Source organism: Ketogulonicigenium robustum (genome assembly GCF_002117445.1).
GTDB classification, from domain to species: Bacteria; Pseudomonadota; Alphaproteobacteria; order Rhodobacterales; family Rhodobacteraceae; genus Ketogulonicigenium; species Ketogulonicigenium robustum.
This window is the reverse complement of the sequence record NZ_CP019937.1, coordinates 1,490,224-1,507,543: the sequence shown is the minus strand read 5'-3', so window position 1 is coordinate 1,507,543 and position 17,320 is coordinate 1,490,224. Positions and strand designations below refer to the sequence as shown.

Genomic DNA, 17,320 nt, shown 5'->3' with positions numbered 1-17,320 from the left:
TCTCCTTGGGCGCGGGTGCGCCGGGTAAGGGGGTGTTTGAAATCAGTGGGGGCGGTTGAACATTTGCAGTGGCGCGAAATCGTCGTGCAAAATGGCCGAGACCTTGTCGTGGCCCATCCAGCCCTTGATCAGGGTGGAGTAGATCCGCCGGAAGTCGGTGGTGTATTTCAGGTTGCCGTCATCCAAATCGGTCAGGCTGGGCACGCCGCCGTAATGGCCGCCCAAAACCGGCTTGCCGATGATAAAGGCAGGGCCTGCCGTACCGTGATCGGTGCCGAGGCTGGTGTTTTCACCCACGCGCCGCCCGAATTCGCTGAACACCATCACCACAACATCATCGCCGCGCCCGATCCGTTCCATATCGGCGACGAAAGCGGCGATGTGGTCGGATGTGTATGACCACAGCCGTGCGTGCAGGTCGGATTGGTAGACATGCGTGTCGAAGGCGTTGTTGCGATAGGGGACGTAATAGACCTTGGTCGGGAACTCGGCTGCAATCAGCGCCGCGACGCGTTCCAGCCCGAATGGCACCAGCCCGTAATCGATAGGGCTGGAATAGGCGTTCCACGCATCGCGCACCAACTGCTCGCTACTGCTGGCGCTGGCGGCAATGTCCATCATGAAATCGAGCGAGGTATTCCCGCCGTTATTGCCCCGTCGGTCAATGGCTTGCATCACGTCAGCCTCGGCGTGGTAGGCGCGGCGGGTGAACTTTTCGGGTGCGTCGAACACTAGCGGTACATGGTTCATCGCGCGCACGGCCAGCGATTGGTGATCGTCGATGTTCACCAGCATGTTCGCATTATGGCCCAGCGGGTCCAGCGCGTCGGCCATGCGGCCCAGCCAGCCATAGGCCTCGCCGCTGTTCGGCGCGCCGGTTTGCCAAAACGCCATCGATGAAAAATGCGAGAACGACGGCTGGTCATAGCCCACGCCGTGAATGATCCCCATCTGCCCGTCTTTAAATAGCCGCTCGAACCCCGTCATCGTCTTTTGAAAGCCGAAATGCTGGTCGAGGGTGATCAGGTTCTGCTTGCGGATGCCAAGGTGCGGGCGGGCGCGGTAATAGGCGTCGTCGGCATGGGGGATGACGGTGTTCAGCCCGTCATTACCGCCCGACAGTTCGACGATCACCAGAATTTGGTCGCCTTTGTCCTGTCCCGCGACCTGTGACCACACGGGCGAGGTGGTGATGCCGCCTGCGCCCTGCATCACCATGCTGCCATAGCCCGATTTGATCAGCCCGTCGCGTTCGGCTGCGCTGAGTTTGGGTGTCTTTGCCATCGTCGTATCCTCCTGCTGGTCAGGCCAGCTGGTATTGAGGGGCGCTCATGATGCCGTGCGCGACCAGGCGCAGCGGCTGTTCCAAGTAGCTTTGGGCGATGGCTAGATCGCTGGTGCCCAGTTCGTCATTCAGTAGCGTCACCAATGCGTCGCGCACGCTGGCGGGAAGGGGAACGCGCAGGAACCGCGCCGCCAGCGCATCGACGGCCGCGCCTGTGGTGCGGCCACCTGCATCCAGCACCATTGCGGTCAGGCTGAATGCGGCGGCATCGCGCGGGATGGGTTTCACCCGCCGCATGGCTTGCTGCCAGCCCTGCAAGCTGGCGTAGCGGGTGTTGAACGTCTCGCGCAGGCCAGCGGTGCTGCTGGGGGCGGCGCCATCTTCCAGCGTGACGGCGGTAATCTCCATCCCCGCGTTGATATTGGCGTTCACGCGCCGCACTTCGCCGCCGGGGTTCAGTTGGGGGTCGCTAAAGCTGATCATGTCGGGGAACAGCACGTCCTGCGCAAAGTTTCCGCGCTCGAACAGCAGGCCGGGGGTGATCCAGGATCGCCCCTCGCCCCAACCGGCGACGGTCGGCGGGTAGAGCAAAACCTGCCCCAGCGTTTTGCCGACGACACCGGGGTCGGGGATGCCCGGCAGGTGCGACAGCCCCAGCTTGCGATAAGTCGAAACGATCAGCTCGGTCGGGGATTTGATATGCGTGCCGACCGAGGCGGTGCTGTAGAAATCTTGCGACAGGAACAGCGTCCGCAGGAACGGCGCAATCGCGTAGCCGCCCGCGCGCAGCAGCGCGCCAAGGCGCTGCGCCACATCGGACGACAAGTCGTCGCGCACAAAAAACCGATAGATTTTGCTGGCGATGTAGATGGCCGTCTGGTCTTGCGCCAGAATGATCCGCAAAATGTCATCGCCATCGAAATGACCGGTGTGGCCCAGAAAGGTCTTTTCGCCCGCATCGTGACTGTCTGGGTCGAAAACAAAGGTCAGATCGTTATTGCCCCAGCCGGTAAACGCGCGAGCTGCCTCGCGGATGTCATCCTCGGTGTAATTGCCGACGCCCATGGTGAATAGTTCCATGACCTCGCGGCCGAAATTTTCGTTCGGGGCGCCTTTTACGTTCTGCGCGGCGTCCAGAAATACCAGCATGGCGGGGTCTTTGGAAACGGCGGTCAGCAGGGCACCAAAATTGCCCAAGGCGCCCGCCCGCAGCGTGTCCAGCTGCAAACGGATCTTACGGTAATCACGCAGCTTTTCCTCGCTGGTGGCGAAGTGACCGTGCCAGAACAGCGTCATCTTTTCTTGCAGCGGATGGGGGCTGCGCACCATGCGGTCCATCCACCAAAAGGCCAGCCGGTGGGTTTCCAGCACGGTTGCCCGCAGCCAATAGAAGAAGCGGTCGGTCACCGGTTGCAGCGGGCGAGCCCCGCCGGGTTTTACCGCCACCCCCATCGCCCAGCCGGTCTGTTCCGCAAGCGCGGTCGCGGCGGGGCGGCTGACGGGGAAGTTCAGCAGCGTCGGGTCCCAAATGTCGGATTCATCGAATGCAGGCAGGGCGCTGGTGTCGCCGCCACGGATCAGATGGTCGACGGCTGCTTCGGGCGTCATCGCGGCTAGGGTGTCGATATCGGCTGGCGTGCCGCCAAAGCCCGCGCGTTCCAGCAGGTGGGCTGCTTGGGCTGCGCCCCAATGCTGTGCCGAAATCGGGCCAAGATCGCCGGATTTTGGCGCGGTGACAGCGGGTTGCGTATCCATCGGGGTCTATCCTTCGTCGCAAGCGGGGCCGTTAGCACGGCGCCGCTATTGACGATGGCGTAGTCTTGGCGTGGCGTATTGTCGCCCTATTTTGGCGATAGGAAGATCCTATTTTCGCAGCGAGGGCAGTTCCCCAAAGGCACCTGCCAATTCCTCGAGTGCAACGCCGTCGCCCGCCATTTGGTGCACCTTGTCCCACAATTGCGCGCGCAAGGCGGTAAAGGCGGGCAGGGCGCGGGCATCGCCTTGCCAGCGTGGCGCGGGTAGATCGACGGGGACAATGCTGTCGACGCGACCTGGGCGTGGGCGCAGCATGACAATCCGCTGCGAAAGGAGGATCGCCTCGTCGATGTCATGCGTGACAAAGACAATCGCCATCCGACGGCGTTCCCACATCCGCAACAGTTCGGCACGCAACGTCTCGCGGGTCATGGCATCCAGCGCGGCGAACGGCTCGTCCATCAGCAGCACTTCGGGCTCGACCGCAAGGGCGCGGGCTAGCCCCACGCGCTGCTGCATCCCGCCCGACAGCTCGTGCGGGAAGGCGTCGGCAAAATCGCGCAGGCCCACCGCCCCCAGCAGCGCAAGGGCGCGCGCCTCGCGGTCGCGCCGCGCCATGCCGCGCAGGGCCAGCACAAAGCCGATGTTGTCGGCAACCGTGCGCCAAGGCAGCAGGCGGGCCGACTGGAACACCATGGCAAGATCGGCGCTGGGTTGGGGCGGGGCACCCTTGAACAGCACCTCGCCGCTGTCTGCGGGGATCAGGCCGTTGATCAGCCGCAAAAGCGTGGTCTTGCCGCAGCCGCTGGGGCCGACAAGGCTGACGAATTCGCCCGCGGCAATATCCAGCGTGATGTCTTGCAGCGCGACGACCTTGCCATCTTTGAAGGTCTTGCCGACGTTGCGCAGTGAAATGAGGGGTTGTGTCATGGTCAGCGCCCCTCGGCCTGTGCGATGCGCCAGCGGCCGAAGCGCCGTTCAATCTGTCGCAAGCCGCTGGTGATCAGCGTGCCGAGGATCATCAAAATGATGACCACCGCAAAATATCTGTCCATTTGGAACCTGTTCCCCGCAGCCGTCAGCAGCCCGCCTAAACCCGACTGCGCCATCGTCAGTTCGGCGATGACCGTGCCCACCGTGGACACGGCAACGCCGATCCGCAGCCCTGTCAGAATCGAGGGCAGGGCATCGGGCACCATGACCGACAGGAACAGATCGCGCCGCTTTGCGCCGAAGGCCTGCGCCATTTCGGTCAGGTCTTTGTTCGCATTCGCGATGCCTGCCGCCGTGTTGATCAGGATGGGAAAGAAGGCGGCGTTCCAGACCACCACGATCTTCGCCTCGGTATAAAGGCCGAACCACACGATCACCAATGGAATAAACGCCGCATTCGGGGTGGCGTTGATCGCATTGACGAACGGGTCCATCACGCGGCCGACAAATGGAAAGCCGCCCAAAATCACCCCGCCGACAATGCCCGTCAGCGCCGACAGCGCAAAGCCCGCGACCAGAACTGTCAGCGATTGCCCGAGGGCTTTGGGAATCGTCCCGTCGCCTATCATCGTGACCAACTGGCGCAGAACAGCATCGGGGCGCGGCATCGTCAGGTTGCCTTGGGTCGCGTTCAGCGCATACATCGCCGCGACAATCAGGATTGCGATGGCAACCTGCCAGGCGATGATCGCGCTGCGCCGGCGCGCCCGCGCGGCTTTGGCTTTGGTGGCAATACTGGCGTCGTCAAATCCGGCGCGCCCATCCCGACGCGCGGCTGTGGGTAGCTTACCCATGTCATTCACCTATGGAAAACGTGCTTTTGGCGGCGCGGGCGTCTCCAGCGCCGTTGCTGCTGGGGGTGTGATGGCGCAATTGGGCGGCACTGGCAACGGGGTGCGGTAGGGCTAGCCGGGTGTTCTTAGTCGGCGCTGAACAGATCGCGGGTGAAAACCTTGTGGCGGACGCCGCCCAACGCGGGGGCCATGCGGTTTGCAACGATCAGGTCGGATTGCTGCAAAAACGCATCCAAGTCCGCAACGCGCTGGGCACCGCCGACGGTGTCTGCGTGCAGGGCAGGCTCGTAAATCAGCACGGTGACGCCGTGGGCCAAAAGATGGGAAATAATCCCCTGCACCGAGCTTTGGCGAAAGTTGTCCGACCCCGCCTTCATCACCAACCGATAGATACCGACGGTTTTGGCGCCGGTTGCAATAATCTCGCGGGCCAGAAACGCTTTGCGCGTCTCGTTCGCATCGACTACCGCTTGGATCAGATTTTGCGGCACGTCGTGGTAATTCGCCAACAACTGCTGCGTGTCTTTGGGTAGGCAGTAGCCCCCGTAGCCGAATGACGGATTGTTGTAATGATCGCCGATACGCGGGTCGAGGCTGACGCCCGTGATGATCGCGCGGCTATCCAGCCCCCGTGCCAAAGCATAGCTATCAAGTTCGTTGAAGAACGCGACGCGCAGCGCAAGGTAGGTGTTGGCGAACAACTTGATCGCCTCGGCCTCGGCGGGCGGCGTGAAAAGGGTGGGGATGTCTGCAACAGCCGCGCCACCTTGCAGCAGGGCCGCAAAGCGATGCGCGGCGAGGCTGTCGTCACCGATGATGATGCGGCTGGGGTGCAGGTTGTCGTGCAGCGCCAGCCCCTCGCGCAGGAATTCGGGGCTGAAGAAAACCTGATCCGTGCCCAGCTCTTGCCGCAGCGCGGTCACATAGCCGACGGGAATGGTTGAGCGGATGACGATGCTCGCGCGTGGGTTCGCGCTATGGGCAGCGCGCGCGACGGCGGAAACGGATGAGGTGTCGAACGCATTTGTGGCGGGGTCGTAGTCGGTCGGGGTGGCGATGACGATATAATCGGCATCTTGCCAAGCTTCAGCCGCATCGGTGGTCGCGCGCAGATCTAATTTTCTGTCGGCCAGAAAGGCGGAAATATCGGCGTCGCGCACGGGGCTTTGGCCCGCGTTGACAGCCGCAACCCGCTGCGCATCCACATCGGTCGCGACGACGGTGTTGTGCTGCGCCAGCAGCACAGCATTGGCAAGGCCCACATAGCCCAGACCGAAGACGGCGATTTTCATCTGCCCAGTTCCCATTTCATGCGCAGCATCCGGCCTGCGGTGCGACGATACCGCTGCCGGCGAAAAAAACCAATGAAACCTTGCGTTTGGATTTTGCGCCTTGCCCGCAGCATGCTAGCCATTTGGAAACGGCTGCGGGGCGGATATGACGACATTGATTATGACTGTCGGGACCGAGGGTGATGTGCGCCCCCACATCGCACTGGGGCGCGCGATGATGCGGCGCGGCTTGCCCGTGCGCTTGGCTGCCGACACCGGGTTTGAGGGGCAGATCCGCGCCGCCGGTTTGGATTACGCCCCCGTGACGGCCGATTTCGCCGGTATGCTGCGGCGCAACCCTGCCGCGTTGGGGCGTGGCAAAAGCGCCGCCGCCGCCAAAGTCGTGATCCGCGAGACGCGCGAGATGGCCCGCCATTGGCCGCGCGAGGCGCTGGCCGCTGCAGATGGCGTGCGCCTGTTTATCGGGTCGGGGAATATTTCGCTGGTCGCCGCAAGTCTGGCTGAAATGCGCGGCCTGCCCTTTGTGCAGACGCAGTTGCAACCCCTCGAGACCAGCCGCGCGCTGCCGCCGGTCTGGCTGCCGCCCACGCGGCTGCGGGGCGGGATGAATGTGGCGCTGCATCGGCTGCTGCGCCAAACCTCGTGGCTGCTGACGCGCAGCATCGCGAACGAAATGCGCGATGCGCTGGGCTTGCCGCGCTACGGGCTGAAAGGGCCGTGGCACGACCCCAAGGCGACCGGCGGCAAGGTTTTGCTGGGCGTCAGCCCCCATGTCGTGCCGCGCCAACCTGAATGGGGCGATCGGTTTGCACTGCCGGGGTATTTTGTCTTGCCGCCCGCCGATGATTTCACCCCGCCGCCCGCGCTTGCGGCGTTTTTGGCCGCAGGGCCGCTGCCCATCTACCTTGGCTTTGGCAGCATGAACACTGGCGAGGCGGGGCGGCTGGCCGCGACGATCAAGGCTGCCGCGCGGCTGGCGGGCGTGCGCGCGGTGGTCGGCAGCGGGTGGGCGGGCCTCGGGTCGTATTTGCAGGACGATCCGCAGATACATGTCGTGGGGAACATTCCGCACGAATGGCTTTTCGCGCGTGTGGCTGCAGCGGTGCACCACTGCGGGGCGGGCACGGCGGCGGCTGCAGTGCGGGCGGGTGTGCCGACCATTCCGGTGCCTTTCGTCGGCGACCAGTTCTTCTGGGCGTGGCAATTGTGCCAGATCGGCGTGGCAACCCCTGCGCTGCGCGTAGCGGATCTGTCGCCCGATGCGCTGGCGCAGGCGATGGGGGCGGCCCTATCGCCGCCACTGCAGCAGGCTGCTGCAGCGCTGGGGCAAAAAGTCCGCGCCGAGGATGGCGCTGACGCAGCTGTCACCCAGTTACAAGCGTGGGGGTTTGTGTGACGGCTTCGGTCGCCAGAACGCCCGCGGCAACGATCTGCGCGATGTCGGGGCGCAGCATCTCCATATGGGTGGCGGCGACATCCTTGACTCGCAAAGCACCGCCGACATGGGGGAGCCACAGCGCAGGTTCAGCCAGGGACAGGGCTGACCCACGGTTGGCGGCGCGATAGAACAACACGTCCGCCCGCACATGGCCCGGCTGCCAGCCACGCATCAGTTGCAAATTGCGCGCCGCGACGGGTTTCAGCAGGTTGATTAGCGTTCCGATGTCCTCGGCTGTAATCGGCAGGTCGTCGGCATCGTCGACCAAACCCTGCACCAACAGATCGGCCATGTCGTCCAGCGATGCGGGGGCGCCTGCGGGAAAGTCGATGCCCATCAACGGCATAGCCTGCGCGATAAGCCAGTCGTCGCTTTGGTTACCCTGCGGGATGGGGTAGCTATCCAGCATGACCAGCGCCGCAATCTGCTCGCCTTCATTTTCCAGCGCTTCGGTGATTGCGTGGGCGATCAACCCGCCCATCGACCAGCCGACTATCGTGTAGGGCCCCTCGGGTTGGGCGGCGCGGATGCGTTTGATGTAATGCTGCACAAGCCCAGCCATATCCAGCGGCGGCATGCCGTTTTGCATCAGCCCCGCGTTTTGAAGCCCGAGGATCGGGCGATCGGCTGGAACATGTGGCAGCAGGCTGGCGAACCCGACCGAAAGGCCGAGGACAGGGTGGATGCAGAAAATCGGGCGCCCTTTGCCGCCCGTGCGCAGCGGCAGCGCGGTTTCCTGCAGCAGCGCCAGCGCGTCGTTGCGGCCCTCCAGCGTTGGGGCAAGGCCGGCGATGGTCGGGTGGCCGAATAGGGCGGGCACGGGCAGGCGGTAGCCACGTTCGGCCAGAATGAACGACACCTGCACCGCCGCCAGACTGTCGCCGCCCAAATCGAAGAAACTGTGCTGTGTGCTGAAATTGCGGTGGCCCAGCACCTCGGCCCAAGCTTCGAACAGGGCGATTTCGGCATCGGTTTCGGGCAGTTTCTGGCGCTGCTGCGCTTCGACAACCTCGGGTTCGGGCAGGGCGTTGCGGTTCAGCTTGCCCGCTGCCGTCACGGGCAGACTGTCGAGGATCATGTACCGCGTCGGCACCAATTGCTGGGGTAGTAGGCCTGCGACGGCGGTGCGAATGGCTGCAGGGTCGGGCTGCAGCGTGCTGCCCTGCGACGGCACCAGATAGGCGGCCAGAAATGCGCCGATGCCGGCGGGCCACAGCCGCACGGCGGCCTGCGCTACACCGGGCACCTGTAGTAGCGAGCCTTCAATCTCGGCCACCTCGGCGCGCACGCCGCGGATTTTGATCTGCCCGTCGCTGCGCCCCAGAATGGTGACCCGCCCAGCCGCATCGCGCGTCGCGCGGTCGCCCGTCAGGTAGAGGCGCGCCTGCGCGTCGGGGTGGAAGGGATCACGCACGAAGGCCTTGGCCGTCAGGTCATCGCGTCCGATATAGCCGGTGCTGACACCCACGCCGCCGATGGCCAGTTGCCCGGGCATGCCGTTCGGCACGGGGTTCATCGCGCTATCCAGAATGTAGAACTGCGTATTGGCCAGGGGCACGCCCGCCGCAATGGCCGCCTTGGTGCAATCGGCGGCGGTCACATGGTGGATGCTGGACCAGATTGTCGTTTCAGTCGGCCCGTAAACGTTAATCAGCGCCCGCGCTGCGCTGTGCAGCTTCTGCGCCAGGGCGGGCGACAACGGCTCACCGCCGCAGAGCAGCCGCACTGTCTCCAGGCTGGCGGCTTGGCCCGCGCCGATGAACATCTGCCAGAAGGTGGGCGTGGCCTGCATCATCGTGATGTGGTGGGCTGCGATCATGCGGGCCAGCGCCTCGGGGTCGGCAAGGGTGGCGCGGGGGGCAATGACCAGCCGCGCGCCTGCCATAATGGGCAGCAGGAATTCGAGGATCGAGATGTCGAACGTGATCGACGTGGTCGCCAGCCAGCGTTCGTCCTGTGTGAAGGCCAGATGTTCGGCCATGCTGTGCAGCAAATTGTCCAGCCCCGCCCAATGCGCCACCACACCCTTGGGCTGGCCGGTGGTGCCGGATGTGTAAATCAGATAGGCGGTGCCTGCGGGCACGCGCGCGGTGCTGGGCGGCAGTGTGCAAAGCGGGCCGGGTGTGCCGAAACGATCCAGCCCCAGAACGGGCAGGCCTGCGGGCAGGCCGTGGGGCAGGGTGTCTTCGGTCAAAATCAGGGCGGGGCGGGCGTCGGCCAAGATTGCAGCGTTGCGGTCGCGAGGGCCTTCGGTATCCAGCGACAGCCAAGCCGCGCCCGTCGCTGCAACCGCCAGCATCGCGATGATCTGGCGGCGATCACGCGGCAGCATCAGCGCGACGATATCGCCCGGGCGCACACCCGCGCCGTGCAGCATGCTTGACAGCTGGCCGACTGAATCGGCCAAGCCCGCATAGGTCAGCGGGCCGGTCGTATCCGCTACGGCGATGGTCGCCGGGGCGCTGAGGGCTGCATCCTCTAGCGCGGTGACCGGTGTTGCGCTGCCCCAGTTGCGCAAGGTGGCGGTGTGGTCGGCAGACAGGTCGTCAGTCTCGGCGGGTGTCAGCAGGGGCAGCGCGCAAAGGGGGGCGTCCAGATCGTCCAGCAGCGCGGTGGCCATGGCGAAGATGCGGGTCAGGTGGTCCTCTAGCGCGGCTTGGGTGTAAAGCGCGGGGTTCGCGTACAACCCGAAGTCCAGCCCACAGCCATCTTGCCGGTCAAAAACGAAGATCGTCAGATCCTCCATGATGCCGTTACTGATATTGCGGTTGCGGGCGGGGTGCCCGCCGAATGACAAGTCATAGTCGAACGGTTCGATATTGATGGCGACGCGCGAGAGGTGTTCTTGCGCTTGGTGGAACCCCAAGGCGCGGCGCAGGTCTTCGTACCGGAAGCCTTGGTGCTTCAGCGCGCCGCGCATGGTGCGACGCACCTGCGCCAACAGGTCGCTAAAGCGCAGGTCTTGCTGCATCGCAAAGCGCAGGACGACGGCGTTCGCGGCCATGCCGGGCACTTGCCGCATGGTTCTGTCGATACGCCCGGTCATTGGCATCCCGAGGCAGAGATCGCCCTGATCTGTCATCCGGTAGATATAGGTCGCCAGAACACCCGTCAGGAACTGCGGGATGCTGGTGCCAAGGGCCTTGGCTTCGGCGGCCATTTTTGCGGTCAGCGCCGGCGAGAATGTGCGGTTCGCGGCCACGAAACCTTGGCGCGCCAGTTGTACGTCATCGACAGGCTGATGTCCGCTAGTCGAAAGGGTGACGGGCTGCGGCGGCGCATCCAACTGATTGCGCCAATAGTCCAAATCCAGCGCGCGGCGGGTGCTGGTTTTATAGCTGGCCTCGGATTCGATCAGCGTTGCAAGGGGCAAAAAAGGCGCGGGGCCGGGGTCTTCGCCTTTTGCAAGGGCCGAGTAGACGGTAGCCACGCGCGCCACGATCATACCGGCCGAGGCGCCGTCCAGCACGATGTGGTGGGCGCAGTGGAACCAGACGAAGCGGGCTTCGTCCAGCTTCAGCAGCGCGCTTTGCCACAGCGGGTCCTTTGCCAGATCAACGGGTGCGACAAGGCGTGTCATCATCCAGTTATTGGCCGCCATGTCGGGGGTGGGATGTGTGCTGAGGTCGACAAAAGGCACAGGGCAACGCAAGTGCGGTAGCACGGTTTGCACGGGGCCATTGGTGCCGACGCGCACAGCGACGCGCGTCGTTTCGGCCTCATCCGTCACATGCAAAATCGCGCGGCGGAACGTTTCGGGGTCGATCGTGCCCGCGATTTCGATGGCTTCGGCAATGTTGAATGTGCCGCCACCGGCCCGCAGCAATTCACCCATCCAGACGCCGCGCTGGGCTGTTGTAAGCGGCAGGTCGTGTGCTGTGCTGGTCATGGGGTGCCCTCCGGTTTCGCGGAAAAGTTGTGTATCGATTGGTTAATTCGGTCGCTTATGTCGACGCTGGCATCAGCGTTTAACAGAACGGTGACGTTTACTATTACGCAACCTAAGATTGAAAATAAAACCAGAGTGGGCAAGGTATGATGCGCCTAACATGTTAACTTGCATGGAAAATGCCGCATAATTGTGCAGAGCAATGAGGGTGAGTGGCTGTTTGCATGTTAACCATTTGCGCATGCCGCAGATGAGGCGCGCGCCATTCACGGCAGCCTTATGTGCATCTGAAGGGCGCAAGAAAAAGCGCGCGGCGAGCCCCAGACGACATGAAACTGCCATAGTGCGCCGTTAATTGGGCCGTGCGTCCGCAATCACTTTGGTTGCGTGCCCAAGGCGACGAACGCCTTGACTCTGGCTGCGTGCGCTGATCAATAGCCTGTCCGTCTTTGCGCGGCCCAAACCCTTATCCCGAGCATCCCGATGTCAGCACCTGATTCCCTCGCTGGGTCACACGACCCCGCGCCATCCGCGTCAGCGCAATCCGCCGAAGAAAAAGCGCGCAACCGCATTGTTATCACACTGTTGCTTGTGGCCACGTTCGTCGTCTTCCTGAACGAGACGATCATGAGCGTGGCGCTGCCCAGCCTGATGGCCGATCTGAATATCTCGGCCAGCGCGGCGCAGTGGCTGACATCGGCATTCCTGCTAACGATGGCTGTCGTCATCCCGACGACGGGCTTCATCATGCAGCGTTTGACAACGCGTGCGGTGTTTATCGTGGCCATGACCAGCTTTTGCTTGGGCACGCTGATTTGCGCCGCATCGCCGACATTCGGTTTTTTGTTGGTTGGCCGCATCGTGCAGGCGGTCGGCACCGCCATCATGATGCCGCTGATGATGACGACCGTGATGACGGTCGTGCCCCCGGAAAGCCGCGGCCGGACGATGGGTAACATTTCTATCGTGATTTCGGTCGCCCCCGCGCTAGGCCCGACCATCTCGGGCGTCATTCTAGAGGTGCTGAGCTGGCGCTGGATGTTCTGGCTGGTTCTGCCTGTCGGATTGGCGGCGCTGACCCTTGGGTATAAGCTGATGCGGAACATCGGTGAGACGCGCAAGGCACCGCTCGATCTGCTGTCGGTCGTCCTCTCGGCTATCGGCTTTGGCGGGCTGGTCTATGGCCTGTCCTCGATTGGCGAGGGCGCTGCGCATGGCGGCGGCAGCGCATTGCCGCTGTGGCTGTCGCCCGCTATCGGGGCGATTGCTTTGGTTCTGTTCGTTCTGCGCCAGTTGCGACTGCAGCGTGAAAATCGTGCCTTGCTAGACCTGCGCACCCTGCGTCATCCGGCCTATGCTGTGGCGCTGATCGTACTGGCGTTTTCTATGTTGGGCCTGTTCGGCGCGGTGATTTTGCTGCCGATCCTGATGCAGAACGTGCAAGGTCTGACGACCTTGCAATCGGGCTTGATGCTGCTGCCGGGCGGTCTCGTAATGGCGGCGATGGCACCCATCGTCGGAAGGATCTATGACCGCCGCGGCGCGCGCGTTCTGGTGTTGCCCGGCTCGATGCTCACGACGGTAGCCCTATTCACTATGTCGGCCTCGGGCAGCTCGATCGCGCTGCTGCTGGTTGCGCACCTTGCCTTAAGCGTTGGGTTGGCTTTGCTGTTTACGCCGCTGTTTTCCTCGGGCCTTGGGGCGCTGCCCAAGCAGCTTTACAGCCACGGCTCAGCGTTGGTCAGCGCGCTGCAACAGGTTGCGGGCGCGGCGGGGATCGCGGTTCTTATCTCGGTCATGACTTTGCGCAGCGCGGCGCTGGCGACCGGCGGGGCGGATGTCGCCGATGCGATTCTGGGGGGTATTCAGACGGCGTTTACCCTCGCCGGCGCATTGTCGATCCTTGCGATTGTCGGCGCGTTTTTTGTGCAGGGAAAATCCCCCGGCGAAAATCACTGACATATAGCGCTGTCATAAAACTGTCACAATTCAGCGAAGCCTGCCCGTAAGGGCAGGTTTTGTTTCTGCAAGGCCTTGGCTTCCACGGCAAAAGCTGGCTTTGCAGGCCCTGTAAGCTGTCGTCGCCTGAATGAGGCCTGCCATGTTCAAATCACTCTGGGTCAATTTCATCGCGCCCATGCTGCGCCGCCCGGCGCGCTTTCAGGTTGCCGCCCTGTGCTGGCGTGTGAATGCAGGGGCGTTCGAAGTGCTCTTGATCACATCGCTGACCACGCACCGTTGGATTGTGCCCAAGGGCTGGCCGAAAAACGGCCGTGACAGCGCCGCCGTCGCACTGGAAGAAGCCTGGGAAGAGGCGGGCATCAGCCCCGTTGGCGCAGGCCCGACCCGCATCGGCCAATACCATTACGTCAAGCGTATGCGCGGCAACGTGCCTGTGCGCACCGAAGTTGACGTCTACGCCATCGAAGTGCGCACCTTGCTGGAAACCTACCCCGAGGCGGGCCGCCGCGAGCGTCGCTGGGTCAGCCCCGACGAGGCCGCTCGGCTGGTGGACGAGCCCGAGCTAAAAGCCCTGCTGCGCGACAGCGCCAGCGTGGTCGCGCACGCCTGAGCCAGCGGCAAAACCCCATCCGATCCATACGACGCAAGAGGTCACTGTGAGCGATCGTTCTGACACAGGCCGTGGGGCCACACCCCAAGGTCGAACCCCGACCGCCCCTTTGCAGGGCCCGCAGCGCACGTGGGAGGCCCTCGATCGCGATCTGAACCGTATCTCGCGTGTCGAGGATGCCGCGTTCTATGTGGCGCGTCCGTTGGTCGGCATTGGTGTCGCCATGGTTTTTATCGCACTGGCCGCTGTCTGGGCGACGCTGATCGTCGGCGGTTTGCCCGGCGGCGTCATGATTGTGCTAGCTTCGGTTTTTGCGGCCTATCTGGCCCTGAACATCGGCGCCAACGATGTGGCAAACAATATGGGCCCCGCGGTCGGTGCGCAGGCACTGACCATGGGCTGGGCGCTGGCGATTGCAGCCGTATGCGAAACCGCCGGCGCGCTGATCGCTGGTGGCGAGGTTGTGGGCACCATAGCCAACGGCATTGTCGCGCCGACCAGCTTTGCCAGCACCGACATTTTCGTCATCGCGATGATCGGGGCGCTGTTGTCGTCGGCAATCTGGATCAACCTTGCAACGTGGATCGGCGCGCCGGTCTCGACCACACATGCGATTGTGGGTGGGATGCTGGGCGCAGGCATCGCAGCGGCTGGTTTCGGGGGGGTCGATTGGGGCGGGATCGGTCGTATCGCCCTCAGCTGGGTGATTTCGCCGCTGCTGGGCGGCGTGCTGGCGGCGGCCGTGTTGGCTGCGCTGCATCGCTTGATCATCGACCGTGCCGACAAGATTGCGGCCGCGCGTGTCTGGGTGCCGGTGCTGATCGGCGTGATGTCATGGGCGTTTGGTGCATATCTGACGATCAAAGGGCTGAAGCAGATTGTGCATGTCACCTTTGGCGGCGCGCTGCTGATCGGACTGGCTGCGGGCGTTATTGCCTATCTGCTGTCGCGCCCTTATGTGCGCTACAAGGCCAAGGGGCTTGAGAACCGGAACAAGTCGCTGAAGGTGCTGTTCCAACTGCCGCTGGTCCTCTCGGCCGCATTGATGAGCTTCGCGCATGGCGCGAATGATGTGTCGAACGCTATTGGCCCGCTGGCCGCTATCGTTCACGCGCTGGGGCAGGACAGCAGCAGCGCCATAACAATCCCGACGTGGGTGATGGTCATTGGTGCGTTGGGGATTTCGGTCGGGCTGCTGCTGTTCGGGCCGAAGCTGATTGCCATGGTGGGCGACCAGATCACGAAGCTCAACGCGATGCGGGCCTATTGTGTCGCCCTTTCGGCAGCCGTTACCGTTATTGCTGCGTCGTGGCTGGGGCTGCCGGTCAGTTCGACCCATATCGCCATTGGCGGCATTTTCGGCGTAGGGTTCTTCCGCGAATGGACCGAGGCTCGCCGCATGAGTCGCGGCGACGATAACAGCCCCACCAGCCCCAGCATCGCCACCGAGGAACGTAGTCGCCGCAAATTGGTGCGCCGTTCCCACTTCCTGACGATCATAGCGGCTTGGGTGATCACAGTTCCCGCGACTGCGTTCCTCTCGGCGCTCTCTTTCCTAACTCTGCGGCTTTTTGTCGGCTAAGCGATAAAATCCCGATATTCCAATATGTAGCAAGAAAGGCCTCCGACTGGGGGCCTTTCTTTTGCGGTCAAACTTAATTCTGTCGACATAATTTTGATTGACCGCCGCATGTGGAATGATTTTCACTGTCATTACGTCATTCTGCCGACAGAACTGTGGAGGGTTCGGCGCAGCGCGACGATGGGAGGAGAAAATGATGAATATCAAGAAGATTGCCGTGCTTGGCGCGGTGTCTGTGATGCTGGGCGCGGGTCTGCACGCCACCAATGCTGCGGCAGATGTGTCGGTCATGATCCCCGCAGGGCCGGGCGGGGGGTGGGATGGCACCGGGCGGCAGGCCTTTGGCGCCATGAATGCCGCCGGTATCTACACCGATGGCGTCAGCTTTACGAATACCGGCGGTGCGGGGGGCACTATCGGGCTGGCGGCGTTTCAGAACAGTGAAAAGGGCAAGGCTGATGCCTTGGCCGTGTTCGGCGCCATCACGGTAGGGTCGATCATGCTGAACAGCTCGCCCATTGATCTGTCGACATATACGCCGATCGCGCGGCTGACGGCCGAACATCTGGTGATCGCCGTCGACTCGCGGTCCGAGATCCAGACACTGGAGCAGCTGGTCACCGCGCTGAAGGAAAACACCGGTGCCGTGCCGGTAGGCGGCGGCTCGGCGGGCGGGGTTGACCACATCGCGCTGGCATTGTTGGCGCAAGCCGCCGATATTCCGGTGGCCGACCTGAACTACATCCCCCAAACATCGGGGGCCGAAACCGTGACGGGTATTGTGAACGGCACGCTTGTGGCCGGGATCTCGGGCATTTCGGAATTCGTCCCGTTCGAGGAACAAGACCGCATCCGTATCCTTGGCATCACATCGGCCGAACGCCATGCCAGCCTGCCCGATGTCGCGACCTTCAAAGAAGCGGGCTTTGATGTGGAAATCGCGAACTGGCGCGGCATCTTGGGCGCGCCAGACATGCCCGCCGACAACGCCGCCGAATGGGTCGCGCGCTTTGATGCGCTGAACGACAGCGACGCGTGGGCGCAGGTGCTGCAAACGCAAGGCTGGGACGGGTTCTATCTGTCCGGCCCCGCATTCGGCGACTTCATCGCCGCCGAGAACGAGCGCATCGGCGACATCCTGAAAGGGGCAGGTCTGATCGAATAGCAGGCCGTACAGACAGGGGCCTGTGCCCCTGCCACCTTTTCACCCGATAGACCCGAAAGGGAAATCCGATGACTTCTTTTCACGCAGCACGCCCGTATTGGCTTGCGGCTATCGTGATCGGCATGGGCGGTGTCTGTATATGGGGCGCCAGTTTCTTGCCGGGCGCTAGCCGATACGCGGGCATAGGGCCGGGGGCCTTCGCCATGATCGTGGGCGTGGGGCTGGTTCTGCTGGGCGGGATTTTGGCGATCCAGATCCTGCGCGGTGCCACGTTTGAGGCGCAGGCGACCGAGAGCGCCGACACCGACCGACCCGTGAACCACAAGGCGCTTGCTCTCGCCCTGATCGCCGCGGCGGTGCCCATTGTGACCATCCAGGCGCTGGGTTTGCCGCTGACGGCGATGATCAGCTTCACGCTTGTCGCGCGCGCGTTCGGGTCGCGGACGCTGTGGCTGGATCTGGGCGTTGGGCTGGTACTGGGCAGTTTATCATGGCTGCTTTTCAACGCCTTGGGGCTGCAACTGGGCGACTTCCTGCCCTTCATTGGGGGCTGAC

Annotated in this window: 12 protein-coding genes; 6 read left to right on the top strand and 6 right to left on the bottom strand. The window is 63.3% G+C overall.

Features of this window, described 5'->3' with window-relative positions; all coding sequences use genetic code 11:
* Window positions 1-42: 42 nt before the first annotated feature.
* The 5 genes from BVG79_RS07520 to BVG79_RS07500 all read right to left on the bottom strand — a co-directional run bounded on the left by BVG79_RS07520 (window position 43) and on the right by BVG79_RS07500 (window position 6,119).
* Window positions 43-1,284, bottom strand: a complete 1,242-nt coding sequence (locus BVG79_RS07520) for a DUF1501 domain-containing protein (protein WP_085786347.1) — start codon at window positions 1,282-1,284, stop codon at window positions 43-45.
* Window positions 1,285-1,303: 19 nt separating this feature from the next.
* Entirely contained in the window at window positions 1,304-3,040 is a 1,737-nt protein-coding gene (locus BVG79_RS07515) for a DUF1800 domain-containing protein (protein WP_085786346.1), read from the bottom strand.
* A gap of 108 nt (window positions 3,041-3,148) precedes the next feature.
* Window positions 3,149-3,970 (bottom strand): ABC transporter ATP-binding protein, encoded by an 822-nt coding sequence (locus BVG79_RS07510; RefSeq protein WP_085786345.1) that lies wholly within the window; start codon window positions 3,968-3,970, stop codon window positions 3,149-3,151.
* 2 nt (window positions 3,971-3,972) lie between these two features.
* Window positions 3,973-4,827 carry an ABC transporter permease gene (locus BVG79_RS07505; protein ID WP_085786344.1) on the bottom strand — a complete coding sequence of 285 codons (855 nt, stop codon included), beginning with the start codon at window positions 4,825-4,827 and terminating at the stop codon, window positions 3,973-3,975.
* A 125-nt stretch (window positions 4,828-4,952) separates the two neighbouring features.
* Window positions 4,953-6,119 (bottom strand): nucleotide sugar dehydrogenase, encoded by a 1,167-nt coding sequence (locus BVG79_RS07500; RefSeq protein WP_085786343.1) that lies wholly within the window; start codon window positions 6,117-6,119, stop codon window positions 4,953-4,955.
* A gap of 145 nt (window positions 6,120-6,264) precedes the next feature.
* On the opposite strand from BVG79_RS07500, the gene BVG79_RS07495 reads away from it, so the two are divergent.
* Window positions 6,265-7,515, top strand: a complete 1,251-nt coding sequence (locus tag BVG79_RS07495; RefSeq protein ID WP_085786342.1) for a glycosyltransferase — start codon at window positions 6,265-6,267, stop codon at window positions 7,513-7,515.
* Here BVG79_RS07495 and BVG79_RS07490 read toward each other — a convergent pair.
* Window positions 7,484-11,446 carry a non-ribosomal peptide synthetase gene (locus BVG79_RS07490; RefSeq protein ID WP_085786341.1) on the bottom strand — a complete coding sequence of 1,321 codons (3,963 nt, stop codon included), beginning with the start codon at window positions 11,444-11,446 and terminating at the stop codon, window positions 7,484-7,486. The genes BVG79_RS07495 and BVG79_RS07490 overlap by 32 nt on opposite strands.
* Before the next feature lie 483 nt (window positions 11,447-11,929).
* On the opposite strand from BVG79_RS07490, the gene BVG79_RS07485 reads away from it, so the two are divergent.
* The 5 genes from BVG79_RS07485 to BVG79_RS07465 all read left to right on the top strand — a co-directional run bounded on the left by BVG79_RS07485 (window position 11,930) and on the right by BVG79_RS07465 (window position 17,319).
* Entirely contained in the window at window positions 11,930-13,405 is a 1,476-nt protein-coding gene (locus BVG79_RS07485) for an MDR family MFS transporter (protein ID WP_085786340.1), read from the top strand.
* Between the two features lie 142 nt (window positions 13,406-13,547).
* Window positions 13,548-14,018, top strand: coding sequence for an NUDIX hydrolase (locus BVG79_RS07480; protein WP_085786339.1), 471 nt, complete (start codon window positions 13,548-13,550; stop codon window positions 14,016-14,018).
* 109 nt (window positions 14,019-14,127) lie between these two features.
* Window positions 14,128-15,600: an inorganic phosphate transporter gene (locus BVG79_RS07475; protein WP_085786338.1), complete on the top strand. Its 1,473-nt coding sequence runs from the start codon at window positions 14,128-14,130 to the stop codon at window positions 15,598-15,600.
* 193 nt (window positions 15,601-15,793) lie between these two features.
* Complete coding sequence (locus BVG79_RS07470; protein WP_236951332.1) at window positions 15,794-16,765, top strand: Bug family tripartite tricarboxylate transporter substrate binding protein; 972 nt, start codon at window positions 15,794-15,796, stop codon at window positions 16,763-16,765.
* 68 nt (window positions 16,766-16,833) lie between these two features.
* Window positions 16,834-17,319 carry a tripartite tricarboxylate transporter TctB family protein gene (locus BVG79_RS07465; protein WP_085786337.1) on the top strand — a complete coding sequence of 162 codons (486 nt, stop codon included), beginning with the start codon at window positions 16,834-16,836 and terminating at the stop codon, window positions 17,317-17,319.
* Window position 17,320 lies beyond the last annotated feature (1 nt).

What these genes read in the sequence shown, in the direction of transcription:
- BVG79_RS07520 (WP_085786347.1), bottom strand. Translation starts at nt 1,284, where the DNA reads ATGGCAAAGACACCCAAACTCAGCGCAGCCGAACGCGACGGGCTGATC.
- BVG79_RS07515 (WP_085786346.1), bottom strand. Translation starts at nt 3,040, where the DNA reads ATGGATACGCAACCCGCTGTCACCGCGCCAAAATCCGGCGATCTTGGC.
- BVG79_RS07510 (WP_085786345.1), bottom strand. Translation starts at nt 3,970, where the DNA reads ATGACACAACCCCTCATTTCACTGCGCAACGTCGGCAAGACCTTCAAA.
- BVG79_RS07505 (WP_085786344.1), bottom strand. Translation starts at nt 4,827, where the DNA reads ATGGGTAAGCTACCCACAGCCGCGCGTCGGGATGGGCGCGCCGGATTT.
- BVG79_RS07500 (WP_085786343.1), bottom strand. Translation starts at nt 6,119, where the DNA reads ATGAAAATCGCCGTCTTCGGTCTGGGCTATGTGGGCCTTGCCAATGCT.
- BVG79_RS07495 (WP_085786342.1), top strand. Translation starts at nt 6,265, where the DNA reads ATGACGACATTGATTATGACTGTCGGGACCGAGGGTGATGTGCGCCCC.
- BVG79_RS07490 (WP_085786341.1), bottom strand. Translation starts at nt 11,446, where the DNA reads ATGACCAGCACAGCACACGACCTGCCGCTTACAACAGCCCAGCGCGGC.
- BVG79_RS07485 (WP_085786340.1), top strand. Translation starts at nt 11,930, where the DNA reads ATGTCAGCACCTGATTCCCTCGCTGGGTCACACGACCCCGCGCCATCC.
- BVG79_RS07480 (WP_085786339.1), top strand. Translation starts at nt 13,548, where the DNA reads ATGTTCAAATCACTCTGGGTCAATTTCATCGCGCCCATGCTGCGCCGC.
- BVG79_RS07470 (WP_236951332.1), top strand. Translation starts at nt 15,794, where the DNA reads ATGATGAATATCAAGAAGATTGCCGTGCTTGGCGCGGTGTCTGTGATG.
- BVG79_RS07465 (WP_085786337.1), top strand. Translation starts at nt 16,834, where the DNA reads ATGACTTCTTTTCACGCAGCACGCCCGTATTGGCTTGCGGCTATCGTG.